Source organism: Vreelandella titanicae (assembly GCF_014697095.1).
Taxonomy (GTDB): Bacteria; Pseudomonadota; Gammaproteobacteria; order Pseudomonadales; family Halomonadaceae; genus Vreelandella; species Vreelandella titanicae.
In genome coordinates this window covers 4,231,495-4,257,251 of the sequence record NZ_CP059082.1, presented here as the reverse complement: position 1 = coordinate 4,257,251, position 25,757 = coordinate 4,231,495, and the positions used below count along the sequence as shown (strand labels likewise).

The following is a 25,757-nucleotide window of genomic DNA, read 5'->3' as shown; positions in this document are numbered from 1 at the left end:
GCCTTTCTGGCATAGCGGCTGCCTCTTTATGGAGGCGACGATCACGGTACTCATTCGATAATATCTCCGCGCAGAATATATTTGCACACCGCAACGGTACTGATGAAACCTAGCATCGCGATCAGCAGCGCCGACTCGAAATAGGTTTTGCTGTTCAGCCATAGTCCCAGCAGCACGATCAGTGCAATCGAGTTGACGTACATAGTGTCCAGGGCGAGTACCCGGTCGGGCAGGCTGGGGCCGATGGTAAGCCGGTAGAGATTCATCAACAGTGCCATCACCACCAGGGATAAGGTGATATAAAGCGCAATGCTCAGCATTCGTAAATCTCCTTGAGCGGACGTTCGTAGCGCTCACGAATCTGGTTAATCAGCGCCTCCTCATTGTCTACATCTAAGGCGTGAATCAGCAGTGACTTGCCATCCAGGCGCAGATTGGCGGAGACAGTACCGGGAGTCAGGCTAATGGTGCTAGCCAGCAGCGTGATAGTAAATCGATCCTCTAGCATTAATGGATATTCAATAAAATGAGGTTTCATCCTTCGCCAGGGGTTGGCAATCAAATACGCGACTTCGAAATTGGCCACTACGATATCGCCTAGTACTCGAAGTACAAAGCGCAGTAAGGCGAGAGGCTTAGAGATCCGGGGGCGTGCATCCCAAAAGCGGTGGGTCAGCAGTGGGATCAAAATGGCTAACGAGCCACCGAGTACGAATTGACCAAAGGCGTAGCTGCGTACCAGCAGCAGCCAAACGACGAGCAGTAGTATCGATAAAACAGGCGTGGGTAGCCAGGAGCGCGGAGCAATCATTGGGCATCTCCAGCATCAGGTAGTAGCGTGCGAATCAGCACCTGGGGGTTGGCTAATTGCTCAGCCGTGGCTTGAGTGTAGCTGCTCACTGGCCCGGCCATGGCGACTAATAGAGGGGCTGCACTCAGCAGCCAAATAACCCCAAACCACTGGCAATGGGAAAGCGGCGTACCGCTGATCGTGCCCCGGTGGCTACGCCAAAACAGCGTAGAGCCAGCCCGGGAGAGGGCTATCAGCGAGGCTAAACTGGTTAGCAGCAGCAGCGGCCATAGCCATAGTCGCTGGGTGCCTTCGGCAGCATTGAGCATCAATGCTTTGCCGAAAGCGCCGGAGAACGGCGGGATGCCTGCGACGGCGATAGCGCCGACAAAAAACAACATGGCGAGTGCTGCGCCCTGCACCATAGGGCGGCCCTTGACTATGCGAGTACCCGCTTTGCCACGCTGGAGGCCAATCATTTCCGCTAGCAGGAACAGACCCCCGGTGATCAACGTAGTGTGGATCAAATAGTAGAGTAGTGCAGAGACCGCCTGTGGCGAGCGCATGCCGATACCCGCCAGCAGCGTGCCCACTGACACCAGCACTAAATAAGCAACCAGCAGTCGTAAGTCCCGTGCGGCCATTACCCCAACGCCTGCGGCAGCCAGGGTAGCGAGCGATAGCCACCACACCCAGGGCTGTTCCAGCGCCTCCAAACCGCCAGCGCTATCGCCAAAAATGAGCGAGTAGACGCGCAGAATGGCGTAAATACCCACTTTGGTCATGATGGCAAACAGCGCCGCCACTGGCGCGGGGGCCGAGGCGTAAGCTTTGGGCAGCCAGAAGTAGAGCGGCAGAATGGCGGCTTTTAACCCAAACACGACTAGCAGCATCAGTGCCCCAGCGCTCACTAAGCCGTCACGCTCTTCGGGTAGTTCGGCTACCCGGATCGCCATATCGGCCATATTTAGCGTGCCTGTTGCGCCATACAGAATCCCCACTGCAATCAGAAACAGCGAAGATCCCGCTAGGTTGAGCACCACGTAGTGGACGCTGGCTTGAATACGCGCTTTACCGCCGCCGTGAAGCAGCAGGGCGTAGGACGCCAGCAGCAGAACTTCAAAAAAGACAAACAGGTTAAACAAATCACCGGTTAAAAAAGCACCGTTAATGCCCAGCAGTTGCCACTGAAAAAGGCCGTGGAAGTTGCTGCCTTTTTCATCGTCACCAGCGCAGGCAAACACCACTGCGCCAACGGCCAATACGGCAGTCAGCAGTAGCATTAACGCCGAGAGGCGATCGAGTACCAATACGATGCCGAACGGGGCTTGCCAGTCACCCAGCGCGTAGTAGGTGATCTCCCCACTGGCGGCTTGGCGTAATAGGCCTATCGCAACCAGCAGCAGTAGCACCGTGGCCACAACACTCACCGTGCGCTTGTAACGCACTAATCCTTGGCGCTGATAGAGCAGCAATATGCCCGCGACTAGCGGCAGAACGACAGGGAAAACAATTAGATGCTGCATCATTCTCGGTCTTCCTTTTTACCGTCGACGTGGTCGTTCCCCACTTCACTCCGCGCCCGCATGGCCAGGATCACCACAAACGCCGTCATCGCAAAGCCAATCACTATGGCCGTGAGCACTAGTGCCTGGGGCAACGGGTCGGCGAAACCTGCACCCTCAGAGACAATGGCAGCGCCATCAGTGGTTAATCCCCCCATCGAAAACAGGAACAAATTCACTGCGTAAGAGAGCAGCGTAAGGCCCACCACGACCGGGAAAGTACGGCCGCGTAACGTTAGATAGAGGCCAGAAGCAGTCAATACACCGGTGGTCATCGCATAAAGCAGTTCCATTAACGAGGCTCCTTGGCAGAGGTGGCGGCGGCGCTGGCATCTGCATCCTGTTCGCTTGCTTCGGTCACCGGGCGGTGAGCGGTGGTGACCTTACCAAGGTTGGCAAGAATCATCAGCGTAGCGCCCACCACCGCTAAGTAGACACCCAGATCAAAGAGCAGCGCGGTGGCCAGTTCAAAGGTACCGATGAGTGGTAGGCTGAAATAGCCAAATGCGGATGTTAAGAACGGGTGACCAAATAGCCAGCTACCCAGCCCGGTTAGAGTGGCTATCGCCACCCCAATGACGGCTACCGGTTGGAAAGGGAAGTCCAAACGTTCTTGCGCCCACGCCACACCCCGGGCCATGTACAGCAGGATCAAGGCTACCGCAGTAATCAACCCCGCGATAAAGCCACCCCCTGGCTGGTTATGGCCGCGCAGGAAGATAAATGCAGATACCAACAGCGCTAGTGGCAGCAGCGTCATTGAAATTGACGTGAGTACCGCTGGGTAGCGGTCAGGTGACCATACCCGGCCTTCGCCGTCACTGTGCGGCATAAACAGGCGTAAGCGGTTCAGCAGCTTAAATATCGCCAGGCCAGCGATGGCGAGTACGGTGATTTCACCCAAGGTGTCGAATCCCCGGAAGTCGACCAGAATCACATTGACCACATTGTAGCCACCACCACCGGGCTTGCTGTTTTCCACAAAGAAACTGGAAATCGACAGCGTCTCGCGGGTCATGACCGCGTAGTTAAGGCTGGCAATCACCAAGCCTAGCGTGCCTGCCAGCAGCATATCGCGAACGTTGCGCAGTGGGCTGGATTCGCGCGGGGTCTTTTGGGGCAAGAAAAATAGCGCCAGCATCAACAGGATCATGGTCACCACTTCCACCGAAAGCTGTGTCAGCGCTAAATCGGGTGCTGAGAAACGAGCAAAGGTGAGCGCCACAAAGAGCCCGACGACCGATAGCATCAGCAGAGAGATCAGCCGGTAGCGGTGAGTGGCAGCGGTGGCCACGCCGCCAAACATCAGCATCCCCGCCCCGAGTATGAGGATACCATCCAGCTCTTGATTGCCAGCAGCACCCGTTAAGTCAGTGATCTGAACCAGGCCGATCCCACCCATGACTAATGCGCCTAGCCAGAGCCAGCCCACATAACGCTGTAGCGAATTGCCTTCAAGCTTGGCAATAAGCTGCTCGGCGCGATAGCCCATGGAGACAAGCATGCGCTCAAACACCCGCCGGGCATCGACCCCGGCAAACTGCTGGGTAAATCGACGCACCTCGCCATAGCGCCAATAGAGTGCAATACCCACCACAAAGGCGAGCAAACTCATGATGAGCGGTAGATTCACACCGTGCCAAATAGCCAGATGGAAATCCAGTGGGCTACCAATCACCGCTTGGCTGGCGAGCTCTAATAATCCCGTTGCCATAAAAGCCGGGAACAGGCCCACTACCACGCACAGGGCTACCAATATTTCTACCGGAAAACGCATAAGGTGCGGCGGCTCGTGGGGCGATTTCGGTGGTGCTTCACGTGCCGGTTTGAAGAAAACGGCGTGCACCAAACGCAGCGAGTAAGCCACAGAGAGGATACCGCCCAGTGTTGCCAGCGCGGGCAATAGCCAACTAAGGCCGCCTAACACGGGCGTCGCTAGCGCTTCGGTGAAGAACATCTCTTTGGATAAGAAACCATTAAATAGTGGTACGCCCGCCATTGAGGCAGCCGCTAGCGTGGTCAAGAGTGCCGTCACTGGCATGGCTTTTTTCAGCCCGCCCAACTGTTTCAGCTCCCGGGTGCCGGTCTCGTGATCGATAATGCCGGCACTCATAAACAGTGCGGCTTTAAAGGTGGCGTGATTCAGAATGTGAAACAGGGCAGCTAAAATCGCCATGGGGCTGCCGATACCCAGCAGCACGGTAATCAAGCCTAAATGGCTAACAGTGGAGAACGCCAGAATACCCTTTAGGTCGGTCTTCAACAGTGCAAACCAAGCGCCATATAGCATGGTGATGATACCGACCAGGGAGACCACCACGCTCCACAGCTCGCTACCCGCGATGGCGGGGTGCAGTCGTGCCATCAGGAAAATGCCCGCTTTAACCATGGTGGCCGAGTGCAGATAGGCTGATACTGGCGTGGGTGCCGCCATGGCGTGGGGCAACCAAAAGTGGAACGGGAACTGTGCTGATTTGGTAAACGCCCCCAGCAGTACCAAACCCAGCATAAGCGGGTAGCGGGAATCCGCCAGAATCACTTCGCCGCTAGCCAGTACATCGCCCATATTGAAGCTGCCCGCCATATCGCCCAACAGCAGTAAGCCCGCCAATAGCGCAAGGCCGCCCGCGCCGGTGACTGTTAGCGCCATGCGTGCGCCTTTACGGGCATCCGACTGGTGCGACCAGTAACCGATCAGCAAAAACGAAGAGAGGCTGGTTAACTCCCAGAAGAGCCATAGCAGAATCAGGTTGTCCGACATTGAAATACCCACCATTGACGCCATAAAAAGCATCAGGAAGGCGTAGAATCGGCCATAGGGTTCGTCTTTGGCTAAATAGTAGTGAGCATAAAGAATAATCAGCAGACCGATGCCGAGTATCAATAGGTTGAACAGCAGCGATAGCCCATCCAGGCGGAACGCCAAGTTCAGTGCCAGTTCCGGCATCCAGGTGACCGAAAAACGTAGCTGCTCGCCATCTAAAAGAGCTGGCACGTTGAGTAGCGTCATTACGAGGGCGGTAGCGGGCAGCACCGCCGTTGCAAGGGAACAGAAACCGCGCCCGCGCCGTGCGGTGAGTGCCGGCACCAGTACGCCTAGCAGAGGCAATAAGGCTATCCAAAGCAGTGTCATGGGGATCATCCAGCGGCTAAAGTAAAAAAAGTCAAAAGAGTACCAACAGGGCGTCTAAAGAGGCGTTCTGGTGGCGTAGGATACATCAAGTGAAACAACAGGATATCACTTGTGTAGCAGGTGTGTAATTTTAGTATAAAGTGTGCGGATTAACCGTTGAGAGATTTTTTGTTACATGAGTGAGTCCTTTACTACCTGGCAGGCCCGATTTGAAAAGCTACGCTCTAATAAGCTTTTTGAAGCGATGGTGATCGCCATTATCGTCATTTCTGCCCTGGTGATCGGGGCAAAAACCTACGACGAAACCACTCAGGTTGAGCAGTGGCTGCTTTATCTCGATATCGCGGTAACGATATTTTTCCTGATTGAGATTTTAATCAGAATGGCCGCGGAGCGCAGCCTGCTCGACTTCTTCAAAAAGGGCTGGAACGTTTTTGACTTCCTGATTGTGACTGCCAGTCTTATCCCCATGGATGACTCGGAAATGGTGCTACTGGCCAGGCTGCTGCGCATTTTCCGGGTACTGCGCCTGGTGTCGATGATTCCTGAACTTCAGATGCTACTTAGCGCCCTGGTGAAGTCGGTGCCACGGATGGGCTATGTGGTACTGCTGATGTTTATCATCTTCTATATATACGCTGCCATTGGGAGCTTTCTGTTTCACAATGTAGACGAGGGGCTGTGGGGCAATATTTCCCTGGCCATGCTAACTCTATTTCAGGTGGCGACCTTTGAGAGCTGGGCCACCGCTGTGCTGTATCCGGCCATGGAGGTCTACCCCTACGCTTGGATATATTTTCTCACCTTTATCTTTTTGAACGCCTTTATCTTTCTCAATATGATGATTGGTATTGTGCTGGACGTGATGCAGAAAGAGAGCGCGCAAATGGCGCTGGACAACGGCGAAGGCGAAGAAGCCGAGCTGCAGTCGCTGCGCAATGATGTTCGCGGGCTGAAAGCGCAGCTTGACCGTATGGAGTCAGCGCTCTCTCAAGCATACTCGACAGCCCCAACACACCAGAATGACGCGGGCGGTAAGCACAGCGATAAGCCCACAACTGACTGATTTTAGGAGAGCCGCCATGATGTTGACTGATCCTGCCAAAAAGTATCGCCCCTTTGTGGCCGTTGATCTGCCCGACCGCCAGTGGCCGAGCAAGCGTATTGAAACAGCGCCTGTCTGGTGTAGCGTTGACCTGCGCGACGGTAACCAGTCGCTGATCGACCCTATGGATCAGGAGCGCAAACAGCGCTTATTCGACATGCTGCTAAGTGTCGGTTTTAAACAGATAGAAGTGGGCTTTCCGTCAGCCTCCCAAACCGACTTCGATTTCGTTCGTTCGCTGATTGAGCAGGATAAAATTCCTGAGGATGTGACCATTCAAGTGCTAACCCAGGCACGTCCGCACTTAATTGAACGCACCTTTGAAGCGCTACAAGGCGCCAAAAACGCTATCGTCCACGTCTATAACGCTACCGATCCCATGTTTCGCCGGGTAGTGTTCAATGTCGATAAAGCTGAATGCGTGCAAATCGCCGTCGAAGCAACCCAGCAGATTCGCGCGCAGATGGACGCCGCACCAGAAACCAACTGGACGTTCCAGTACTCGCCGGAACTCTTCACTACCACCGAGATGGACTTTGCCGTTGAGATCGTCGAAGCGGTCATGGACGCTTATGGCACCCGCGCCGATAAGCCCATGATCGTGAACCTGCCTGCCACGGTAGAAGTCGCCACGCCCAACAACTACGCCGACCAGATCGAGTGGTTCTGTCGCCACGTCAAAAACCGCGACCACTTGATTGTCAGCGTTCACCCCCATAACGATCGCGGTACCGGCGTTGCGGCGGCAGAGCTGACGCTGATGGCCGGAGCTGATCGCGTTGAGGGTACGCTGTTTGGGAATGGCGAGCGCACCGGCAACGTTGATATCGTCACCCTGGCGATGAATATGTATACCCAGGGCGTTAACCCCCAGCTCGATTTTTCCAATATCACGCCCATCATGCGCGAAGTGGAGTACTGCAACCAACTGCCGGTGCATCCGCGCCACCCCTACGTGGGCGATTTGGTGTTTACCGCCTTCTCCGGCTCTCACCAGGATGCGATCAAAAAAGGCATGGCGGATCGTCGCGCCAACCCTGATGCCGTTTGGGATGTGCCTTATTTGCCTATCGATCCGCTGGACGTGGGCCGTAGCTACGAAGCGGTGATTCGGGTTAACAGCCAATCGGGTAAAGGCGGTGTTTCCTACCTGCTTGAGCAGGAACACGGTATTGAGCTACCGCGACGGCTTTCCATCGAGTTTAGTCAGGTCGTTCAGGAAGTGGCAGAGCGCACCGGGCGTGAGATCACCTCGCAGATGATCTATCAGGCGTTCTCGGATGAGTATTTAGAGCAGCGAGTACCCTTTGCATTAGTTAACCACCGTTTGTCGTCTGAACCTGACAGCCCCAAAGTCACGCTGGACGCCGTGATTGAGGAGAACGGTACACGGCAAACGTTAAAGGGCGAGGGCAACGGCCCGTTAGCGGCCTTTGTTAAAGCACTGGCAGCCGCAGGGCACGATGTAGAGATTATTGACTACCACGAGCACTCCCGTGGCCAGGGCGCCGACGCTGAAGCGATCGCCTATGTGGAAGTGCGTATCGACGGCAAAGCGGTATTCGGTGTAGGTAACGATGAAAGCATTACCAGCGCGTCGATGAAGGGGGTATTGAGTGCGATCAATCGCCACTATTCGACCCAGCCTGCGGCGGCCAACGTAACGGCAGAGACGTTGGGGTAATACTGCAGTTACCAGTTGAGCGAGGTGAATTGCAATGCGGCCCTGGCAGATAATGGTAGTAACCGCGATAGTGATCGCCGGGCTAGCATCAACATTGGCCTCTCATGAGCCGTTTGAGTCCAAACTGGTAAGATTGGAAGCTCAGCGGGCATTGCCCTCGCTAGAGGCGGCGCTTCAGCAGGAAACAGCGGAGCTCAATGCGCTGTTTCTCAGTTATGCTGACGATCAGGCGCTGTGGATGAGCGCCTCTTTGGCGATTTTGCGCCACGGTGATATGGCCCGCGATGTATTAGTGGAGTACGGCTTACTGCCCAATTTTCAGCGAGTACTGGTGCGCTATGGGGCTGACGCCGTACTTCCCATTAGCTACTTTCGCAACCACGATGTGGCCACGCTAAAGGCGCAGTACTGGGTCGGTGAGCGTTATCAGCAATTCAGCCGCTGGTGGAGCGATGAGGAGGGAGATGCGGATTCAGCGTTTACTCCTTATCGACGTGGGCAGATGGGCATTGTGCTGCTGGATGCCAATGGTCACGCGCTGCTCAACCAGTTTGTGGTCAGTGAACAAGGCGACGTGGAGTGGCTACAGGGTGAGCGTCTGGTTGCGGGCCTAGGCGATTTCTTCACCAGCGGGCTACGCGATTTGGAAAGCCAGTGGCGGCGGGGTGACGACATTGGCGCCGCCGATCTAGGCTGGGCCGGTGTCGATCTACTCGTGATGGCCAGCACCGTGAAGGTGCTGCGGGCAGGCAAGGCCGCTCGTGCTGCCCGGGTGGGCAGTGTGGAAGCCCAGGGGACTCGTGCTGGTTTGCGCCAAGGCGCGTTAATGAGTGGTGGCGGGCGTTTTGCGGCGTTGCCACGTATGGCCAAAGTAGCCGCTGTGGCGGGCACTGCCTATGTAGTGGTTCGCCATCCAAGCCTTGTGAGCGCACTTGGCGCCAACCTCTCTTCCTGGCTAGGCTGGCCGGTTTGGCTCGGTCAGTTTCTTATCTGGCTCATCGTGCTACTGCCAGTACTCTTCATTGCGCGCTTTATTTACCGCTGGCTACTTACGCCGATACTGTGGCTGCTGGTGCCGCTGATGCGGGTATGCTTTAGGGCGGCAAACAATCAGTTAGCCAGGCGTACCAAGCCTCAGACCCGTGATCTTGGCTGAAGCAGTGAGAGAAAGTAGTTGTTAACGTAAACGGGGCAGCCTCTGAGGCCGCCCCGTTTTACGCTAAGGGTTACTCTGGCAGCGCGTAGACCGCGATCTGATCACCCACCTGGTCTTTCAGAATGGTATTGCCACCGGAAACAAAGGCGACATATTGGCGGCCATTGTACTCGTAGACCGCGGGGTTCGAGACGGAGGGGGCTTCGGTCTGGTCTGACCAGAGCTCCTCGCCGGTCTCAAGGGAGTAGGCACGCACCTTGGCATCCATGGAAGCGCCAATAAAGATAATATTGCCTGCGGTTACGGCCGGGCCACCGATGGTGGGCGAGCCCCAGCTCTCAGGCATAAAAAAGCCATACTGTTGCGATGCACCCACCGGACGACGCCATTTGATATCACCGCTGGTCATATCCAGGGCGACAAGCTCGCCAAAGGGGGGCTCCCAGCAGGGCATGCCTAGCCGGTTAAGCGCTACCTCAAGGCGCATCCCGTAGGGGGCGCCTTCTTGAGGGGCGAAGCCGCTTTCGTTGCCGGAGCCGCTATCCGCTTTGTCATAATCTTCGCGATTATAGAGTTTTATGTACTGCACAATGTGCGAGGTATTGACGATCGCTGTCTGGCTTTCGGGGTCGAAGGCTACGCCGCCCCACTGAACGCCGCCCGCGCTGATGGGAAAGCCAAGGGTGCCTTCGCCTTGGGTCGTCGGTGGGGTGTACATGCCTTCATAGTGAAGATCGTCCCACAATGCGGAACACTCTCCGAAGCTAACCGCGTCGGCCGGCGCCCAGACGTTGGGCTTTTCAGACTGATCTAACAGCGGTTCCGGTTTAGTCGGGAAAGGCTGGGTCGGCGCGTAAACTTCGCCCTCAACGCTGCCGTCGCCGCTGGGTACCGGGCGCTCCTCAATCGGCCAAACGTCTTCGCCTGTTTCGCGATTAACCACGAACAGAAAGCCCATTTTGGTTGCCTGGATGAGTGCCGGTATTTCTTCACCATCTACTGTGATGTCCATCAGCGTTGGTGCGGCATTGATATCGTAATCCCAGATATCGTGATGTACCCACTGCCGCGACCAAACCACTTCGCCGGTCTCGATATCCAGGGCAGTGGTGGATGTGCCCAGAGGCACTTCTTCGGTGCGATTGCCGCCCCAGTAGTTCGGCGAGGGTGAGGAAACCGGCAGATAGACTAAACCACGCTCCTCGTCGGCGGACATATGTGTCCAGACATTGGCGGTGCCGCTTTGATCGCGCATCTCATCGGAAAGTGCCTGGAACGTCCATTCACGTTCTCCAGTGCGGGCATTAATTGAGTAAACAGTGCCGGGTGGCGCCTGTTCGTAGGCCCAGTCCATCCCTGCCCAGCCGAGTACCAAGTGGTCTCCCACCACGGTAGGGGGTTGTAGTAGCGAAAGCGGCCAGCGGTCGTTGGTGTCGTTCCACTGGTTGACGTCGAGCACACCGTTATCGGCAAAGTCGGCGCACTGTTCGCCACTATCGGCATCAACCGCGAAAAGCTGTGCATCCATGGTGCCCATATAGATAATTTTCTGACAGGGCTCGCCTGCTACCGGATCGTCGGCTTGCCAGTAGGCCACACCACGGTTTTTCAAGGCGGGTTGAGTTAGCGCTTCCAGAGAGGATTGAGTATCGAAACTCCATTTCTCTTCGCCACTACCGGGGTCTAACGCGAGTATGCGATAGAAGGGGGTACCAATATAAAGGGTATCGTTAGCAAACACCGGGGTCGCTGACCAAACGGTGGCTGGCAATTCCCCCGAGCCATCCGCGACATCGCCGGTATGCACTTCCCATACCTTCTCCAGCTCGCCGACGTTATCAGTATTGATTTGATCAAGTGGGCTATATTTTTGGGCATTAAGCTGGCCATGGAAGCTGTTCCAGGTCGGCTCGCCAGGCACCAGCGGGATGGGAGCGCGACTGGGCGCTTCTTCCTGCTCGGGATTCTCCTGCTCACTGGGTTGACCCTGAGCCAGTAACGGCAAGGGCGTAAAACAGATCGCCAGGGCGGTGACTGCGCCTAAGCCTGGGGTTATCGATTTAAACGGGGTGGGTAATAATGTCGGCATGGGCGGCTCCTCAGGTGTGGGTGAGACGGGCGTGATGGGTTGCGCGAACCATATCAACAATCAAGCCGATCAGACCGACTACCATGGCTGCGCTGATCCACCACTGATGCAGCAGCATTCCGGCGAAAGATGTACCGGCAAGCCCCATCAGTATGAGTATCCGCAGTACGATGGAAGCACCACGCCCTCTAACTTTAAAGAGAAGTAACGCCATCACCGCAAGGGCGAGGCAGGCCACAATGGCGACCAGTGCCCCAAGCGTTCCAGTGACGCCGGTTAGTGGTGTGAAATAGGCATATAAAGCGATGGCCAGCCCGGCAAGCGAGGCTATTAAGAGGACGAAAGCGCCCGGTCTGGACGAGAGGGATGGTGACATAACGCTATGGCCTCCTGCTGAGTGAGATGCCCAACGTTGAGGCTAATTCAACGTCAGAAATCGTTAGCACTATAACTTTAGCAGAAAACGATATTTTTACGATCTGGGTGACATGTCTTGATTAACTGTAGCAACACCCAGCGCTGTTTTTTCAATGAAGGGGAGGCATTGTAAAAGCGTTCGTCTCAGCTAAACTAGACCTATTAAACTAAGCTTACTAACCAAGTCGCATTTTTAGGAGATTTTATATGGAGGCTATCAATATTCACGAAGCTAAAACACGGTTGTCTCAGCTAGTGGCGAGGGCTGCCGAGGGGGAGGGGTTTATTATTGCCAAAGCAGGCAAACCGATGGCACGCGTGACGGCCATTGATAGCCCTACTTCTGGACAGCAAAAGCGTCTGGGATTTCTGGCAGGCCAGTTTAAGATACCTAATGATTTTGATCGTATGGGACAGGAGGAAATAGCCGAGATGTTTGGAGGTTGATGTGAATCTACTTCTGGACACGCATGTTTTGCTCTGGGCGGCGGCAGCGCCGGAGAGGCTTTCTGTTGATGCGCGAGCTATGATTAATGACGAAGATAACAGGCTCTATTTTAGCGCTGCCAGCATATGGGAAGTGGTCATTAAGAACAGTCTGCAACGCCCTGATTTTCACGTTGACCCGCACTTGCTGCGTCGTGGGCTGCTGGATAACGGTTATTTAGAACTTTCTATCAGTTCATTGCATACACTTAACGTTGCTCATTTACCAGTCATCCACAAAGACCCTTTTGATCGAATTTTGGTGGCCCAGGCAGAAGCTGAGGGATTTTTGCTGCTTACTGCGGATGAGCTGGTGGCTCAGTATGCTGGGCCTATCCGGAGGGTATAACTAACTTGTGGCTTAAGGCTTCAGCACTGAGCCATTCAAGCGTCTCAGTGCCGGCTGTTTCTTCAACATGCGTCACAACGGCGTTTTACTTCCCCTTCCAGGAATTTCTCGCACTAGGCGTGGCATTAAGAAGCCGGGTAAATGATCGCGAAGATGAGCAACCAGCTCGCGTGCTTCGCTGTCCGGCACATCAAAATGCGCAGCGCCTTGCACAGGATCCAGTACATGCAGGTAATAGGGCAGAATACCTGCTTCGAATAGCCGTTCAGAAAGTGCGGTAAGGGCCGTGACACTATCGTTCACATTGCGCAGCAGTACACTCTGGTTGAGTAGTGTTGCACCCGCCTGCTTAAGGCGCGCGCAGGCGTCTACCACCGCTTGGTCGATTTCATTGGCGTGGTTAATATGCAACACCACCACCTTTTGCAGGCGTGTAGCGGAGAGCCAGCCAAGCAGGGCGTCATCGACCCGATTGGGAATCACCACCGGCAGGCGGGTATGAATGCGCAGCCGTTTTAGGTGCGGGATGCTTTCTAGCTGTTCCACCAGCCATGCCAACTGGCGATCGCTGGCGGCCAGCGGATCCCCACCAGACAGAATCGCTTCGTGAATAGTGGTGTCAGCGCGCAGGTAATCCAGCGCTTCCTGCCACTGCGCCCTGGAGGGGGAGTTATCGCTGTAGGGGAAATGGCGGCGAAAGCAGTAGCGGCAGTTGATGGCACAGTTGGGGCTGGCGATAAGCAGCACCCGGCCAGCATACTTATGGATCAGCCCTTTGATGGGCCGATGTTCGGCTTCTTCAAGCGGATCGACGACGTAGCCATGTGGCGTTAGTGCTTCCTCGCCAAGCGGCAGTATCTGGCGCAGCAACGGGTCGTTTATGTCGGCATAGGCTATTCTGTTGAGGTACGCTTCAGGCACACATACGTCAAACAGTGCATGTCCAGCCTTGGCGCCCGCCAACCAGTCGTGGCTTAGGCCCAGCCGTTCGCAAAGTGTTTGCGGATCGCGAATGGCATGAGAAAGCTGCTGCTGCCAAGTGGAATGAGCTAGTGAGTCGCGATGGCTTTGCGTTTCAGACGCGGCAATAATGATGTTCTCCTGCAAAAAAGCCCTCCTTCGGGTTATCATGCGCGCACTTATTTAACGACGCCATTTGCAACGCTGCTGGCATATAGCTACTGGTATATAAACCTGCTGACAGCGGCAAAGTATGGCTTCGCGCACCACCTGTTGATACAAATAACTGAAATGGATGATTGAGAGACATTATGGCGAACTATTCTACCAACGAATTCAAGGCCGGTCTGAAAGTAATGCTCGACGGCGATCCTTGTGCGATCGTTGAGAACGAGCTGGTCAAGCCCGGTAAGGGGCAGGCGTTTAACCGAGTTAAACTGCGGAATTTGATGACTGGCCGCGTAGGTGAGAAGACTTTCAAATCCGGTGACTCGCTGGAAGGTGCCGATGTCATGGATTTAGAAATGGAGTATCTCTACACCGATGGTGATATGTGGCACTTCATGAAGACCGATGGCTCGTTTGAGCAGTATGCGGTAGAGAAAAAAGCGCTAGGCGATACCATCAAGTGGCTGAAAGAGCAGGTACCCTATATCATTACGCTTTGGGATGATAAGGCTATTTCCGTGACGCCGCCTAACTTTATCGAGTTGGAAGTCGTGGAAACAGATCCCGGTTTGAAAGGCGATACGGCACAGGGTGGTTCTAAGCCTGCGACGTTGTCTTCTGGTGCTGTGGTGCGTGTACCGCTGTTTATCAACCAGGGTGAAGTGCTGAAAATTGATACGCGCAGTGGGGACTACGTCTCACGCGCTTGATCGCTTTCCAGGGCGCTTGTATGTCTTAATGGCCACGCTTTGTGCGTGGCCATTATTATTTAAGGTGATTTTTTCAAGGAGTCGTTATGGCCATTGATTGGCAACCCTCAGCGTCCTTTGAAACGCTGCGCGAACGGGCGCGGTTAATGGCCAAAGTGCGCGCTTTTTTTGCCCAGCGTGACGTGCTGGAAGTGGAAACGCCCGTGCTGGGGCAGGGGGGAAGCACGGATATCCATTTGGTGTCGCTGCACACTCTGGCGCGCACGGACAAAGGGCAGCGCCGTCTATGGCTACAAACCTCCCCTGAATTCCATATGAAGCGCTTGCTCGCAGCGGGCAGTGGGCCGATCTTTCAGCTTGCGCGAAGTTTTCGCGATGGCGAAATCGGCGCCCGCCATAATATTGAGTTCACTATGCTGGAGTGGTATCGGCCCCAATTTACGCTGGATCAACTGATTGATGAGACTGCGACGCTCATTATGTCACTGTTGCCCAGTTTCCCCGGCCCACCTGTGCATTACCGCTACCGGGAGTTGTTTCATACTTACGTAGAGGTTGATCCGTTCACGACGTCTCTGGATAGGCTGAGGGCGATAGCTGCCGAGCGGGCACAAATGTCTGCCCAATCCTTAGCTGATGAAGGCCGCGAGACCTGTCTTGACCTGTTAATGAGCGTGGTGATCGAGCCGCAGTTAGGCCAGCAGGAGCTAAGCGTGGTAGTTGATTATCCGGCTAGCCAAGCAGCCTTGGCGCGACGCCATCAAGATGCAGATGGTGAGTGGGTGGCTTCCCGCTTTGAGGTCTATCTTAACGGTATTGAGTTGGCTAACGGCTACGATGAGCTGACCGATGCGGCTGAGCAGCGCACGCGCTTTGCTGAAGATAACGCTGAGCGCCGCCGTTTGGGCTTACCGGAAGTGGATGTGGATGAGCGGCTGCTGGCCGCACTTGAGCACGGAATGCCCGAAGGCGCCGGTGTGGCGCTGGGGATAGATCGCTTGATTCAGTTGGCACTCGGCAAAGCACGCCTGGAAGACGTGCTTACATTCTCAACGCCCAGCTGTTAGCGGCTAGTTGCTAACAGGCTGCAAGCCGTCAAGCCGAAATCCTCCGCAGTAGGAATACCAGCGGTACGCTGGCAATGTAGATCAGTCCCATCCAAGTAAAGATGTCGTTAAAGGCCAGCACTTGTGCCTGCTGAGAGACTCGTTGCGCCAGCATGGCGACGGCGGTGTGATAGGTATCGGGCACCGAGCCGGCGAGCATCGCTTGGTATTTGGCGATCTCCGCTACCACGACCTCGCGGCTAGTATCGATAGCAGGAATGAGCTGATTCCAGTGAAAGTCCTCGCGGATGTCGCGCACCGTATCGATCAGCGCCAGTCCCATGGCACCCCCCAGGTTGCGCATCACGTTAAAAAGCCCGCTGGCGTTGCCTACCTCGCTCGGCGGCAGGGTGCCCAGGGCAATACGCGAGGCTGGAATGATACACAAGATCAGCCCCATGCCGCGCACGATCTGCGGCACGCAGAACTGCCAAAAGCCCGACTCCACGGTAAGATTGGCGTTCATTATGGTGCCCACGCCGACCAGCAGTAGGCCCATAAACAGCATAATGCGCAGATCGAGGCGGTTGGACAGCTGACCGACAATAGGCGCGCAAAGAAACATCGTCAGCCCGGTGACGAACATCACCTGGCCAATTTGCAGGCTCGAATAGCCGCGCACATAGCCAAAAAACAGCGGCATGATGTAGACCAGCCCGTAGAGCGCGATGCCGATGATAAAGCCCATTACGGCGCCGATGGCAAAGTTGCGGTTGGTAAAGGCGCGCAGATCGACGATTGGGTGGTCGCTGCGCAGGGTGCGGATGAAGAACCAGGCTCCCGCCACCAGACAGGTCAGGCTGAACAGCAAGATCCGCTGGCTGGCAAACCAGTCATCGCCGGGCCCTTCTTCAAGCACAAACTCTAGCGAGCCCAAAAATACCGCGATCAATACCAGGCCGATCAAGTCCAGGTGGCGCGCGACCGCGTGGTTGGGCTTATCGATATCGAGAAATGTCCAGGCGGCCCAGCAGACCAGAACGCCGGGGATCACGTTGGCCAGGAACAGCCAGTGCCAGCTGAGCGTCTCGGTGATGTAGCCGCCCACGGTGGGACCCACAGAGGGTGCCATGGTGACAACCATGCCGATCACCGCCTGCACGCTGCCCATCACCCGGCGGGGAAAGATCGAAAAGCTAACTGCCTGGGTAATGGGTATCATCGCTCCGCCCATAAAGCCCTGAATAGCGCGCAGCACGATCAGTTGCTCGATCGAGGTGGCCAGCGCGCAGCCCAGGCTCGCCAGGGTGAAGCCGACGCACGACAGGGTGAAGGCTACTCGAGTGGAGAGAATGCGCATCAGCATGCCCGACAGCGGGATCATCACAATCTCGGCGATCAGGTAAGCGGTCTGCACCCAGGAGATTTGATCCTCGCTGGCTGAGAGCCCCGCCTGGATTTCGTTGAGCGAGCTGGCGACGATCTGAATATCCAGAATTGCCATGAACATGCCAAACACCGCAGCAATGAAGCCAATGCGCTGTGGCCAGGGTGGCATGTCGTTAACGCCCGTCACCGAGCCGGCGACCGTCTCGCTCATGACTTGGGCCGCTCCGCTGCCAACTGCTGGGCAGGGCGGGAGTCATTTTGTGGTTCAAGATGACGAGTATCGATCTCGGGCACGGCCGATAGCCCGGCGCGCAGTTGGCTCAGCGCCTCGGTGGGGCCGGTGACGCGGATCTTGACCGGCACCCGCTGGACGATTTTGTTGAAATTGCCGGTGGCATTGTCCTGGGGCAGCAGGCTGAACTCGGTGCCGGTGGCTGGCGACAGGCTGTCGACGATGCCTTCGTAGGTAATATCCGGGTAGGCATCCAAATGCACCGCGACTGGCTGGCCGACGCGAATCCGTTCGAGCTGGGTCTCCTTAAAGTTGGCTGCCACGTAGGCCGACTCGATGGGTACCAGCTGCAAAAGCGTCAGCGACGGCTGCGCTAAGGTGCCGACCTCAACGCGTAGATTGCCAATCACGCCGTCCCGGGGGGCGACGATGCGGGTCTTATCCAACTGGTGGCGAGCATAGTCAAGATCGGCGCTAGCGGCGTCCAGATTGGCTTCAGCACGGGTCACGTCGCTCTCGGCCACGGCTAGCTGCCGCCTGGCCGAGACAACCGCGGCTTGGCTTTCGGCAAGCTTTGCCTGGGCGACACTCAGTGCGGCCTGGTCATCTTCGCGCTGCTGACGGGAGCCATAGTTGTTGGCGGCAAGCGATGAGGAGCGCTCCAGATGCTGGCGCGCCTGGTCAAGATTAGCCTGGGCCGCCTGCTGCTGAGCCGTGGCCTGATCGATAGCTGCCTGCTGCAAATCTACCTGGCGGTGTGATTGGGCGATTGAGGCTGCGGCCACTGCCTGCTGGGCCTCGGCCTGGGTCACCTGGTCGCGGTAGCTCTCGGCGTCTAGACGTATCAGCAGATCGCCTTGCTTGACCGTTTGGTTATCATCTACCGCCACCTCGACGACCCGCGCTGATAGCTCGGCGCGTACCGCGACGCTGTCGGTGCGCACATAGGCATTGTCGGTCTCTTCCATGAAGCGCCCGGTTTGCCACCAGCCCATGCCCCACCAAATTAGCGCCGCCAGGACGATAATCCCCGCCACCATAGCGAGTAACTTGCGGCTAGTTTTGCCGCTGGAGTGGGCATCTTGACCCGCGACGGTATGGCTGCTTTGGCGCTCATCCGGGGGCTCGCCCGGCTTAGTATTCGATGTCATGACCACTCCTTAAGGCAATAGCGCTCCTGCTAGGGGCTCCCTGTGAGGCAAAGACACCTCCCTTGGGAAAAAGACAAATAGTGTAATGAATGCTACATTACATTTCCAGGGCAAAAAATATTACTTCTGTGCGCCGCGTCTTTATAATTAATCCTTCTTTATATACCTCTATAGGAGTGTCAATGCCACGCTCAACCACGCCAGATCCCAACATAACTGATGGCGTAACGTCGCGCGGCGTGGCGCGCCGTGAACGTCTGCTGGACGCTGCCCGGGATGTTTTTCTTGAACAGGGCTATGCCGGTGCCAGCGTTAACGAAGTGGTTGCCCGCGCCGGCGGATCTTTGGCGACGCTGTATAAGCAGTTCGGTAACAAGGAGGGATTATTCACAGCGGCGATGGAGCGTCATATCTCCACCGCTTGGGCAGTGCTGGAGGAGGGGCGACGGGATCACCAAGCCCTAGAGCAGGTGCTGTACGAGCTAGGCCGCCGAATGCTGACGTTGGTGTTCGAGCCGGGCGTGATCCGTTTAGTTCGCGGCTTAGCCTTTGAGGCCGAACGGGCTCCGGAGCTTGGTGAGCTGTTTCTCACTCGCGGCCCCGACCAGACCCGTCAGGCGCTAGCTGCTTACTTAAGCGAGCAGGTGGATAGCGGCCGTCTTGACCTCGACGATCCGCGTGAAGCGGCCGGTATGTTTATGGGAATGTTGCTTGGTGAATGGCACATTGACGCTCTGCTTGGTCGCCATGTGCGTCTTGACGAGACGCGGTGCAACGCTCGAGCTCGACGCTGTGTCGAGCTCTTCCTCTCAGGTGCGGCTAGTGCTTCGACCTAGGTCGTTCAGGGGGAAAGGTCATCAATAAGCTCCCAGCGTTTGCCCCATCTGCACCATGCTGCCCAGCGGATTGTTTGCGAAATTGGGCGGCTTGGCGAAACACATCACCACCGTTGAGCCGAGCTTGAAGCGGCCCATCTCAGCGCCTTTTTCAAGTGTGATAGGTTGGCTAAATTGTGTGCGCTGAGGGCAGCCCGCAAGCGGCGTCACCTGCCCTGACCAGACGGTTTCGATGGCAGCGACGATCATCGCACCAACCAGTACCATCGCCATGGGGCCGTGCTCGGTATCAAAGATACATACTAAGCGCTCGTTGCGGGCGAAGAGGCCTGGCACGCAGTTGGCAGTGGCTTGGTTGACCGAGAATAGTCGCCCCGGCACGTAGATCATTTCCCTAAGCGTACCCGTCACCGGCATGTGCACCCGGTGGTAGTCCCGAGGGGAGAGGTAAACGGTGGCAAAGCTGCCGCCTAAGAACTCTTCTGCCAGTGCCGTATCGCCGCCGAGCAGGGTTTGCGCGGAGTAGGTGTGGCCTTTTGCCTGCACCAGTTGTCCGGCCTGTAGGCGTCCGTATTGGGAGAGCGTGCCGTCGGCGGGGCTGAGGATGCCATCGCCCAGTGGGCGGGCATCCGCTTTGAGCGCACGGGTGAAAAAGTCGTTGAACGTAGCGTAGGCGGTGGGGTCTGGCTCTAGCGCCTGGCTCATATCAACGTTGAAGCGTTTGATAAACGTTTCAATCAAGGTGTTTTTCACCCAGGGATTGTCACACTGGGCGAACTGGCCGGTTAGGCGCGAGATCGCGTGGTGAGGCAGCGGATATTGGATTAGCGAAAAGGCTTTTTGGGAAAGGGTCACAATAATATCTTCGTAGCAGTGGCTTAAAGCCTAAATGAGCTGAAATATCAGCCCTGGCTAACCCAGCAATACGTAACGCAGACACGCTGTAAACCCATCCCTGGGCGCTCGGCTTTTTCATCTGACCGCCATGGATGGCGGGAATGCCGGAATTGCATGGAGCTCTTTCCGGCCCTGAAAAAGACGGTCTGCTTATACGTATTCCTGGCGCCAGGGCGCAAGCTGTCGAGAATTACTTCTCAATCGGCGTATCGTCGCGGTTGCCCCATTCACCCCAGGAACCCGCGTAGCCGCGCATATTAAAGCCCAGTGCCTTGCCGACCAGCCAGGTGAAGCTGCTGCGGTGGTGGCTTTGGCAGTGGGTGGCAATTTCCATGTCGGGCGTGAGGCCCAGGGCGCCTAGCTCGGTGATCAGCTCGGCGTAATCGCGTATACGTAGCGCGCGGTTGCGATCCATGGCATGGAGCCAATCCATATTGACCGCCCCCGGAATATGGCCCAGGTGCTTGTTGTTACCGCGTAAGCCATCGTACTCATCTTTGGAGCGCGCATCCCATACCGCAAACTGCCTATCATCGAGCTTTTCTTTGATTTCGTCGCAGGTAATCAGGGCTTGGGGGTTGAGAAACTCAGCGTGGTATTCGCTGGGGGTTGGGGCGGTCGGTTCTGTGCTCTCCTCCAGGCCCGCATCGCGCCAGGCGTGAATGCCGCCGTTCAAATAGGAGTAGCGAGTGTGGCCGATCAGGTCTAGCGTCCACAGTAACCGTGCCGCCCAACCGCCGCCTTCGTCGTCGTAAGCGACCACGTGAGTATCGCGGGTTAAGCCCAGGGCACTGAACAGCCTTGATAGCGCCTCGACGCTGGGAACGTCGCTGGGCACAGGCCCTTCACCGCGCATCAAGTAGCGAAAATCGAGGAAGATAGCCCCAGGCACATGGCCTTGGCGATAGCTATCGCCGTTGACCGGTACATCGATAATCAGCAGCTGTGGGTCATCCAAATGTTCCTGCAGCTGTTCAGGCTCAACGATTAGCGGCAGCAGGTTGGATTCCGACGATTGGCTTTCGGTGCTCATGAGTAACTCCTCTAAATCCTAGCTATCCAAGCTATCAAGTATGCGCCGGTAGCTGGTAAAGCGTGCTGGATGAATCTTGCCTGCCTCGACCGCTGCGAGTAAAGCACAGCCTGGCTCATTGCGGTGGCGGCAGTCACGGAAGCGGCAGTGACCAATATAGTCGTGAAACTCAATAAAGCCGTCGGTGACTTCCTGCTCGTTGAGGTGCACCAGGCCAAACTCGCGAATACCCGGTGAGTCGATGAGATCGCCGTCGGCCACTTCAGCGCGACTCATGGTGTAGAGGCGTGCCGTGGTGGTGGTGTGAGTACCTTTACGCGAGTCTTCCGAGAGCGCGCCAATGCGCAGGGTTTCATCGGGTAGCAGCAGGTCGATTAGCGAAGACTTGCCCACGCCGCTTTGACCGACGAATACCGAGGTGCGGCCTTCAAGCTGGCTGCGCAGATCATCCAGCCCGGTTTCGGTAGCGGTGGTGGTGCGCACGACGGGATAGCCCAAATTGCGATAGCGTTCTAATAATTTGCCTAACTCGCCGCCATCTTCTGGCAGCAGGTCGGTTTTGTTGAGCACCAGCACTGGCGCTATACCGGTGGCCTCGGCGGCGACCAGATAGCGATCGATAAGGTTGGCGTGAGGTGCGGGTTCTACCGCAAACACGATCAACAGCTGGTCAATATTGGCGGCCACCGGTTTGAGCAGGCCGCGAGCGTCTGGGCGCTTAAGCACGCTATCGCGCTCTTCACGAGCCACCACCACGCCGGAGCCTTCTTGTCCTGCGCGCCATATCACTCTGTCGCCGGTGACTAGGCCGTCCAAGTTGGCGCGTAAGTGACAGCGCACCGGTTCATTATCGCTATTGCGCACCTCCAGGGTGCGTCCAAAGTGAGCAACGACACGGCCCGGCTGTTCGGCACCGTATTCACCGGCGGAGAGTTTTTCAGCGTCTTGCACATCGCGCTTTTCGGCGCGCTGGGCACGTTCCGCCTGGACTTTCTCGACTCGCCACTGCTGCTGGCGACTTAATTTACGTTTGCTCATGACCACCTGATGATCGCTACAATAGATGTCATTGTACCTATCAAAGGTGTGATTGTACTTATCAAAGATGCCATCAAGTAGCCAAGCTCTCCTTTGTAGCTGCTTGACGGGTCTATTGTCAGTGTTATTTAAGTATTATTTTGTTTTTCACTATTCAGGTTGCATTCAAGTCTGCTACTCATTGCAGTGCTCTCATCAACACCTAAAAAGGCTAAGCATTACAAGGTATCGCAACCGTGCTCAAGGTGAGATTCGCGAAGGTTGTGCGCTCGCTCTGTCTGGTGAAATGTCTCAAGAGCACTCATCAATTAGTATAAGGCATTGTAGCTGCTCACTACGCATTTACTGTGGGCGTCAAATCAGATGACCTTATGTCGTATGCATCTGAAATCGCTGTGGCTCTCGTAAGGAAATGTTTTATATAACATAAAATGTATTCTTATACATTTTATGATCTGAGCCAGGCTGCATTATAGGGTTGTATAAGCATAGATCTAACTAGTCTTTTTATGAGTCTTTAAAAAATCTTCACCAAGGGCTATTTGACACAGCAATCTGAGGGCTGCTATTAATATTTTGTGATATATCACGGCATGCATCGCAAACATGGAGCAGCTTATGAAAACTATAAAAAGATCTATCGTAGCAGCGCTTGGCATTGCTTTACTCTCGCCTTTAACCAACAGTTACGCGCAAGATGTAACAACGCTTAACTTCCAAACACATCATAGTTCCTCATCATTACAAGGAGAGGCACTTAATCGATTTGCCGATTTGGCAAACGAAATGTCAGGCGGTAGTTTAGATATAAAAATGCATACTGACTCAGCAGTAGTGAAAGCGTCTGAGGCATTTGAGTCAGCAAGTATGGGTATTATTGATGGTGATGCAACGGGGGCAGGATATATAACGGGTAAAAATCCAGCCTTTCAATTTTATGGCGATATCATGGGAGGGTACAACACACCTCTCGAGTTAATCGGTTGGTATAAAGATGGAGGCGGGTTAGAGCTAGCTAACGAACTATACCACAAATTTGATATGCACTTGGTTGGAGTGTTTGTCGCGACTCCTGAAGCTCTCAGCTCGACTACTGAGTTGGCGGGGATAGAAGATATAGATGGTTGGAAGTTCCGCTCTCCTCCTGGTATGGAGTCTGAAATATTTGCAAGTTTGGGAGCTGGCCCAGTTGTAATGCCTTTTGGTGAAGTGTTTACGGCGATGTCCACAGGAACCGTTTCCGGCGCGGATGCATCCACCTTGGCAGTGAATAAAGGTTTAGGTCTCTACGATATAGCAGAGCACGCTACTTATCCGGGTTTTCATTCAATGCCCATTGAGCACGTGGCGATGAATCTTGAAAAGTGGAATAGTCTTAGTGAAGCAGAGCAACAAATACTTCGTTCTGCTCTGGATACCATTGCATTGGAGATAGTTCAAGACTCCACGATGCTTGATCGTCAAGCAGCAGTAGAACTTAGGCAAGAAGGCGTAACTCTACACGATTGGAGCGAGGAAGACCGTCAGGCATTCAGAGAAGCAGCTCAAGCAGTGTGGGAAGATTGGTCGACACGTAGTCCTGAAGCAAAAGCCGCGTACGATTCACATATCGCCTATATGACGAAAATAGGCATCCTTGAATAGATGAAAATGCCAATAAACCGAGGCCATTAGGTCTCGGCTTACTCAAGGAGAGACTCTATGCCACCTGCTAAGCATAAGTCATCGATTGCAAAAACAATAACGGCACTTTTTTCTTTGCTACTACTCGTGATTGTGGCCGTCACTTTTTATGAAGTGTTAGCCAGGTATATATTTAAAGCTCCCACCCTTTGGGCCAATGAGTTGGCACTTTGGTTATCTGCGATTCTTTATGCGGCGGCAGGAGTCTATGCAATGCAGCTCGACCAGCACCTTCGTATTACCGTCTTATATGACGCTTCGCCATCTTGGTTAAAGCGAGTATTCGACTGTATCCAGCTTGTTTGCGTGCTTACTTACTGCTTGGCGGTATCCTGGTTCGGTTGGCCCAGTTCATGGAAAGCATTGTCAACGTGGGAGCGCTTTGGTACCGCTTGGAACCCTCCCATACCTGCGACAGTCAAGCCTGCCATAGTATGCGCAGCACTGATAATAGCGATCTACGCGATTATCAATTTCGTCAACAATATGCGGGGGATCGACACTCGCTCACTGGCTGAGGAGAAGGGACGTGTCGATTGAGTTAATTACCCTAGTACTTGTTCTTGGCGTTCTATTTCTGATGGCCATAGGTGTGCCGCTGGCCTTTGCTGCGGGCTCTCTTGCGATCACAACCGCTTACTTTAATTATGGTACTCCCGTCATCGCCATTGCCCACAAAACTATATATGGGCTGGCTACTGAGTATGCGTTACTCTCTATTCCGTTGTTTATATTTATGGCAACGCTGTTAGAAAGATCGAGAATAGCCCACGACCTTTACAATAGTCTCAATAAACTATTTGGACACCGAAAAGGTGGCGTAATGACCGTTACGCTTGTTATATCCATCTTTATGGCTGCCATAAGCGGTATCATAGGTGGTGAGATTGTTCTGCTCGGTCTAGTGGCACTACCTCAAATGTTGAGGCTTAACTATGATAAAAAACTGGCAATTGGAGTGATCTGTGCTGGCGGTTCCTTGGGGACAATGATCCCTCCGTCAATTGTGCTAATTGTTTATGGGCTCACCGCCGAAGTCTCAGTGCATAAATTGTTTCTCGCTTCATTTGTTCCAGGCTTTGTATTAGCGCTTGCCTATTATGCTTATATCTATATTCGTTGTACGTTAAATCCAAACCTAGCCCCAATGCCCGATAAAGTAGAAGTCGAAGCCATTGGTTGGAAGGACATCATTCATGGTTTCCTTCCGTTTCTGTTGCTAATTTTTATCGTGTTTGGGTGCATCTATGGAGGAGTAACATCAATTACAGAAGCAGCTGGGGTAGCTGTGGGCGCCACCCTTATGGTGATATATGCACGCAAAGAGCTTTGCAAAGAGTTAGTGTGGCAAGCGCTTAAAAGGACGCTCCTGTCATGCGGTATCATTTTATGGGTAACTTTTGGCGCAGCGGTATTAATTGGAATATACAATCTCTCAGGGGGGCAACAGTATGTTACTAGCTTTATTGCTGGGCTAGGTATTTCTCCTTTTGCAACAATCTTGGTTATGATGCTAGTGTTTTTTGTGCTTGGACTGTTTATGGATTGGATTGGAATACTGCTTCTTACAATTCCTATTTTTGTACCAATTGTAACTCATTTAGGTTATGACCCAGTATGGTTTGGTGTGCTCTTTTCACTAACGATGCAAGTTGCATTTTTGTCACCTCCATTTGGGCCGGCTGCATTTTATTTAAAAAGTGTTGCCCCACCTGAGATCAGCCTTCAAACAATATACGCTTCGCTTTGGCCATTTATGCTTATACAAATAGCAATACTGGTATTTATGTTGGCTTTTCCTGGTATAGCACTTTGGTTGCCTGCCGCACTCAGCTAAAAA

At 54.6% G+C, this 25,757-nt stretch carries 24 protein-coding genes; 11 read left to right on the top strand and 13 right to left on the bottom strand.

Annotated elements, in window-relative coordinates; genetic code table 11:
* Positions 1-50 precede the first annotated feature (50 nt).
* Genes HZS52_RS19695 through HZS52_RS19675 form a run of 5 tightly spaced genes read right to left on the bottom strand, consistent with a single transcriptional unit; the run spans position 51 to position 5,488 of the window.
* Positions 51-320 carry a K+/H+ antiporter subunit F gene (locus tag HZS52_RS19695; protein WP_138800045.1) on the bottom strand — a complete coding sequence of 90 codons (270 nt, stop codon included), beginning with the start codon at positions 318-320 and terminating at the stop codon, positions 51-53.
* Entirely contained in the window at positions 314-811 is a 498-nt protein-coding gene (locus tag HZS52_RS19690) for a Na+/H+ antiporter subunit E (protein ID WP_138800046.1), read from the bottom strand. The genes HZS52_RS19695 and HZS52_RS19690 overlap by 7 nt, the downstream gene beginning before the upstream one ends.
* Entirely contained in the window at positions 808-2,319 is a 1,512-nt protein-coding gene (locus HZS52_RS19685) for a monovalent cation/H+ antiporter subunit D (protein WP_141441301.1), read from the bottom strand. The genes HZS52_RS19690 and HZS52_RS19685 overlap by 4 nt, the downstream gene beginning before the upstream one ends.
* Positions 2,316-2,648 (bottom strand): Na+/H+ antiporter subunit C, encoded by a 333-nt coding sequence (locus HZS52_RS19680; protein ID WP_022523997.1) that lies wholly within the window; start codon positions 2,646-2,648, stop codon positions 2,316-2,318. The genes HZS52_RS19685 and HZS52_RS19680 overlap by 4 nt, the downstream gene beginning before the upstream one ends.
* Positions 2,648-5,488, bottom strand: a complete 2,841-nt coding sequence (locus HZS52_RS19675; protein ID WP_190373438.1) for a monovalent cation/H+ antiporter subunit A — start codon at positions 5,486-5,488, stop codon at positions 2,648-2,650. Before HZS52_RS19675 ends, HZS52_RS19680 begins: the two co-directional genes overlap by 1 nt.
* Before the next feature lie 175 nt (positions 5,489-5,663).
* Between HZS52_RS19675 and HZS52_RS19670 the strand changes: the two genes are divergently transcribed.
* Genes HZS52_RS19670 through HZS52_RS19660 form a run of 3 tightly spaced genes read left to right on the top strand, consistent with a single transcriptional unit; the run spans position 5,664 to position 9,433 of the window.
* Positions 5,664-6,554 carry an ion transporter gene (locus tag HZS52_RS19670; RefSeq protein WP_138800049.1) on the top strand — a complete coding sequence of 297 codons (891 nt, stop codon included), beginning with the start codon at positions 5,664-5,666 and terminating at the stop codon, positions 6,552-6,554.
* Positions 6,555-6,570: 16 nt separating this feature from the next.
* Positions 6,571-8,277 (top strand): 2-isopropylmalate synthase, encoded by a 1,707-nt coding sequence (gene leuA, locus HZS52_RS19665; protein ID WP_190373437.1) that lies wholly within the window; start codon positions 6,571-6,573, stop codon positions 8,275-8,277.
* Between the two features lie 34 nt (positions 8,278-8,311).
* Positions 8,312-9,433 carry a hypothetical protein gene (locus tag HZS52_RS19660; protein WP_138800051.1) on the top strand — a complete coding sequence of 374 codons (1,122 nt, stop codon included), beginning with the start codon at positions 8,312-8,314 and terminating at the stop codon, positions 9,431-9,433.
* 70 nt (positions 9,434-9,503) lie between these two features.
* On the opposite strand, the gene HZS52_RS19655 is transcribed toward HZS52_RS19660, so the two are convergent.
* Together HZS52_RS19655 and HZS52_RS19650 are read right to left on the bottom strand one after the other, a co-directional pair.
* Positions 9,504-11,522 carry a pyrroloquinoline quinone-dependent dehydrogenase gene (locus tag HZS52_RS19655; protein ID WP_190373436.1) on the bottom strand — a complete coding sequence of 673 codons (2,019 nt, stop codon included), beginning with the start codon at positions 11,520-11,522 and terminating at the stop codon, positions 9,504-9,506.
* A gap of 10 nt (positions 11,523-11,532) precedes the next feature.
* Positions 11,533-11,898 carry a hypothetical protein gene (locus HZS52_RS19650; protein WP_022523991.1) on the bottom strand — a complete coding sequence of 122 codons (366 nt, stop codon included), beginning with the start codon at positions 11,896-11,898 and terminating at the stop codon, positions 11,533-11,535.
* Positions 11,899-12,146: 248 nt separating this feature from the next.
* Here HZS52_RS19650 and HZS52_RS19645 point away from each other — a divergent pair, with 248 nt between their 5' ends.
* Together HZS52_RS19645 and HZS52_RS19640 are read left to right on the top strand one after the other, a co-directional pair.
* The gene (locus tag HZS52_RS19645) at positions 12,147-12,386 is read left to right on the top strand and encodes a type II toxin-antitoxin system Phd/YefM family antitoxin (RefSeq protein WP_161463459.1); all 240 of its coding nucleotides are present in this window, start codon (positions 12,147-12,149) and stop codon (positions 12,384-12,386) included.
* A gap of 1 nt (position 12,387) precedes the next feature.
* A complete protein-coding gene (locus HZS52_RS19640) occupies positions 12,388-12,774 on the top strand; it encodes a type II toxin-antitoxin system VapC family toxin (protein ID WP_039859760.1) in 387 nt (128 codons plus the stop codon).
* 72 nt (positions 12,775-12,846) lie between these two features.
* Here the strand turns inward: HZS52_RS19640 and epmB are convergent, their stop codons facing one another.
* Complete coding sequence (gene epmB, locus HZS52_RS19635; RefSeq protein ID WP_190373435.1) at positions 12,847-13,881, bottom strand: EF-P beta-lysylation protein EpmB; 1,035 nt, start codon at positions 13,879-13,881, stop codon at positions 12,847-12,849.
* 164 nt (positions 13,882-14,045) lie between these two features.
* On the opposite strand from epmB, the gene efp reads away from it, so the two are divergent.
* Positions 14,046-14,612, top strand: a complete 567-nt coding sequence (gene efp, locus HZS52_RS19630) for an elongation factor P (RefSeq protein WP_022523987.1) — start codon at positions 14,046-14,048, stop codon at positions 14,610-14,612.
* A gap of 86 nt (positions 14,613-14,698) precedes the next feature.
* Positions 14,699-15,679, top strand: a complete 981-nt coding sequence (gene epmA / locus HZS52_RS19625; protein WP_009287746.1) for an EF-P lysine aminoacylase EpmA — start codon at positions 14,699-14,701, stop codon at positions 15,677-15,679.
* A 28-nt stretch (positions 15,680-15,707) separates the two neighbouring features.
* On the opposite strand, the gene HZS52_RS19620 is transcribed toward epmA, so the two are convergent.
* Both HZS52_RS19620 and HZS52_RS19615 read right to left on the bottom strand, forming a co-directional pair.
* Entirely contained in the window at positions 15,708-17,258 is a 1,551-nt protein-coding gene (locus tag HZS52_RS19620) for a DHA2 family efflux MFS transporter permease subunit (protein WP_190373434.1), read from the bottom strand.
* Positions 17,255-18,430: an HlyD family secretion protein gene (locus HZS52_RS19615; protein ID WP_051430615.1), complete on the bottom strand. Its 1,176-nt coding sequence runs from the start codon at positions 18,428-18,430 to the stop codon at positions 17,255-17,257. The genes HZS52_RS19620 and HZS52_RS19615 overlap by 4 nt, the downstream gene beginning before the upstream one ends.
* Positions 18,431-18,612: 182 nt before the next feature.
* Between HZS52_RS19615 and HZS52_RS19610 the strand changes: the two genes are divergently transcribed.
* The gene (locus HZS52_RS19610) at positions 18,613-19,266 is read left to right on the top strand and encodes a TetR/AcrR family transcriptional regulator (protein WP_141441294.1); all 654 of its coding nucleotides are present in this window, start codon (positions 18,613-18,615) and stop codon (positions 19,264-19,266) included.
* A 21-nt stretch (positions 19,267-19,287) separates the two neighbouring features.
* Here the strand turns inward: HZS52_RS19610 and asd are convergent, their stop codons facing one another.
* From asd to rsgA, 3 genes are all read right to left on the bottom strand, one after another.
* Positions 19,288-20,121, bottom strand: a complete 834-nt coding sequence (gene asd, locus HZS52_RS19605; protein WP_190373433.1) for an archaetidylserine decarboxylase — start codon at positions 20,119-20,121, stop codon at positions 19,288-19,290.
* A gap of 232 nt (positions 20,122-20,353) precedes the next feature.
* Positions 20,354-21,196 carry a sulfurtransferase gene (locus HZS52_RS19600; protein WP_022523983.1) on the bottom strand — a complete coding sequence of 281 codons (843 nt, stop codon included), beginning with the start codon at positions 21,194-21,196 and terminating at the stop codon, positions 20,354-20,356.
* Positions 21,197-21,214: 18 nt separating this feature from the next.
* Positions 21,215-22,234, bottom strand: coding sequence for a small ribosomal subunit biogenesis GTPase RsgA (gene rsgA / locus HZS52_RS19595; protein ID WP_190373432.1), 1,020 nt, complete (start codon positions 22,232-22,234; stop codon positions 21,215-21,217).
* Between the two features lie 618 nt (positions 22,235-22,852).
* On the opposite strand from rsgA, the gene HZS52_RS19590 reads away from it, so the two are divergent.
* Genes HZS52_RS19590 through HZS52_RS19580 form a run of 3 tightly spaced genes read left to right on the top strand, consistent with a single transcriptional unit; the run spans position 22,853 to position 25,754 of the window.
* Positions 22,853-23,878 carry a TRAP transporter substrate-binding protein gene (locus tag HZS52_RS19590; RefSeq protein WP_039859763.1) on the top strand — a complete coding sequence of 342 codons (1,026 nt, stop codon included), beginning with the start codon at positions 22,853-22,855 and terminating at the stop codon, positions 23,876-23,878.
* A 57-nt stretch (positions 23,879-23,935) separates the two neighbouring features.
* The gene (locus HZS52_RS19585) at positions 23,936-24,457 is read left to right on the top strand and encodes a TRAP transporter small permease subunit (protein ID WP_190373431.1); all 522 of its coding nucleotides are present in this window, start codon (positions 23,936-23,938) and stop codon (positions 24,455-24,457) included.
* Positions 24,447-25,754 carry a TRAP transporter large permease gene (locus HZS52_RS19580; RefSeq protein WP_190373430.1) on the top strand — a complete coding sequence of 436 codons (1,308 nt, stop codon included), beginning with the start codon at positions 24,447-24,449 and terminating at the stop codon, positions 25,752-25,754. Before HZS52_RS19585 ends, HZS52_RS19580 begins: the two co-directional genes overlap by 11 nt.
* The last annotated feature ends 3 nt before the right edge of the window (positions 25,755-25,757 follow it).

Bases quoted from the DNA above. Each gene is read 5' to 3' on its own strand.
- HZS52_RS19650 (WP_022523991.1), bottom strand. From the start codon at position 11,898: ATGTCACCATCCCTCTCGTCCAGACCGGGCGCTTTCGTCCTCTTAATA.
- HZS52_RS19645 (WP_161463459.1), top strand. From the start codon at position 12,147: ATGGAGGCTATCAATATTCACGAAGCTAAAACACGGTTGTCTCAGCTA.
- leuA (WP_190373437.1), top strand. From the start codon at position 6,571: ATGATGTTGACTGATCCTGCCAAAAAGTATCGCCCCTTTGTGGCCGTT.
- HZS52_RS19600 (WP_022523983.1), bottom strand. From the start codon at position 21,196: ATGAGCACCGAAAGCCAATCGTCGGAATCCAACCTGCTGCCGCTAATC.
- HZS52_RS19670 (WP_138800049.1), top strand. From the start codon at position 5,664: ATGAGTGAGTCCTTTACTACCTGGCAGGCCCGATTTGAAAAGCTACGC.
- HZS52_RS19610 (WP_141441294.1), top strand. From the start codon at position 18,613: ATGCCACGCTCAACCACGCCAGATCCCAACATAACTGATGGCGTAACG.
- HZS52_RS19655 (WP_190373436.1), bottom strand. From the start codon at position 11,522: ATGCCGACATTATTACCCACCCCGTTTAAATCGATAACCCCAGGCTTA.
- epmA (WP_009287746.1), top strand. From the start codon at position 14,699: ATGGCCATTGATTGGCAACCCTCAGCGTCCTTTGAAACGCTGCGCGAA.
- HZS52_RS19675 (WP_190373438.1), bottom strand. From the start codon at position 5,488: ATGACACTGCTTTGGATAGCCTTATTGCCTCTGCTAGGCGTACTGGTG.
- HZS52_RS19685 (WP_141441301.1), bottom strand. From the start codon at position 2,319: ATGATGCAGCATCTAATTGTTTTCCCTGTCGTTCTGCCGCTAGTCGCG.
- HZS52_RS19615 (WP_051430615.1), bottom strand. From the start codon at position 18,430: ATGACATCGAATACTAAGCCGGGCGAGCCCCCGGATGAGCGCCAAAGC.
- rsgA (WP_190373432.1), bottom strand. From the start codon at position 22,234: ATGAGCAAACGTAAATTAAGTCGCCAGCAGCAGTGGCGAGTCGAGAAA.
- HZS52_RS19690 (WP_138800046.1), bottom strand. From the start codon at position 811: ATGATTGCTCCGCGCTCCTGGCTACCCACGCCTGTTTTATCGATACTA.
- HZS52_RS19660 (WP_138800051.1), top strand. From the start codon at position 8,312: ATGCGGCCCTGGCAGATAATGGTAGTAACCGCGATAGTGATCGCCGGG.
- HZS52_RS19585 (WP_190373431.1), top strand. From the start codon at position 23,936: ATGCCACCTGCTAAGCATAAGTCATCGATTGCAAAAACAATAACGGCA.
- HZS52_RS19590 (WP_039859763.1), top strand. From the start codon at position 22,853: ATGAAAACTATAAAAAGATCTATCGTAGCAGCGCTTGGCATTGCTTTA.
- HZS52_RS19680 (WP_022523997.1), bottom strand. From the start codon at position 2,648: ATGGAACTGCTTTATGCGATGACCACCGGTGTATTGACTGCTTCTGGC.
- HZS52_RS19620 (WP_190373434.1), bottom strand. From the start codon at position 17,258: ATGAGCGAGACGGTCGCCGGCTCGGTGACGGGCGTTAACGACATGCCA.
- HZS52_RS19695 (WP_138800045.1), bottom strand. From the start codon at position 320: ATGCTGAGCATTGCGCTTTATATCACCTTATCCCTGGTGGTGATGGCA.
- efp (WP_022523987.1), top strand. From the start codon at position 14,046: ATGGCGAACTATTCTACCAACGAATTCAAGGCCGGTCTGAAAGTAATG.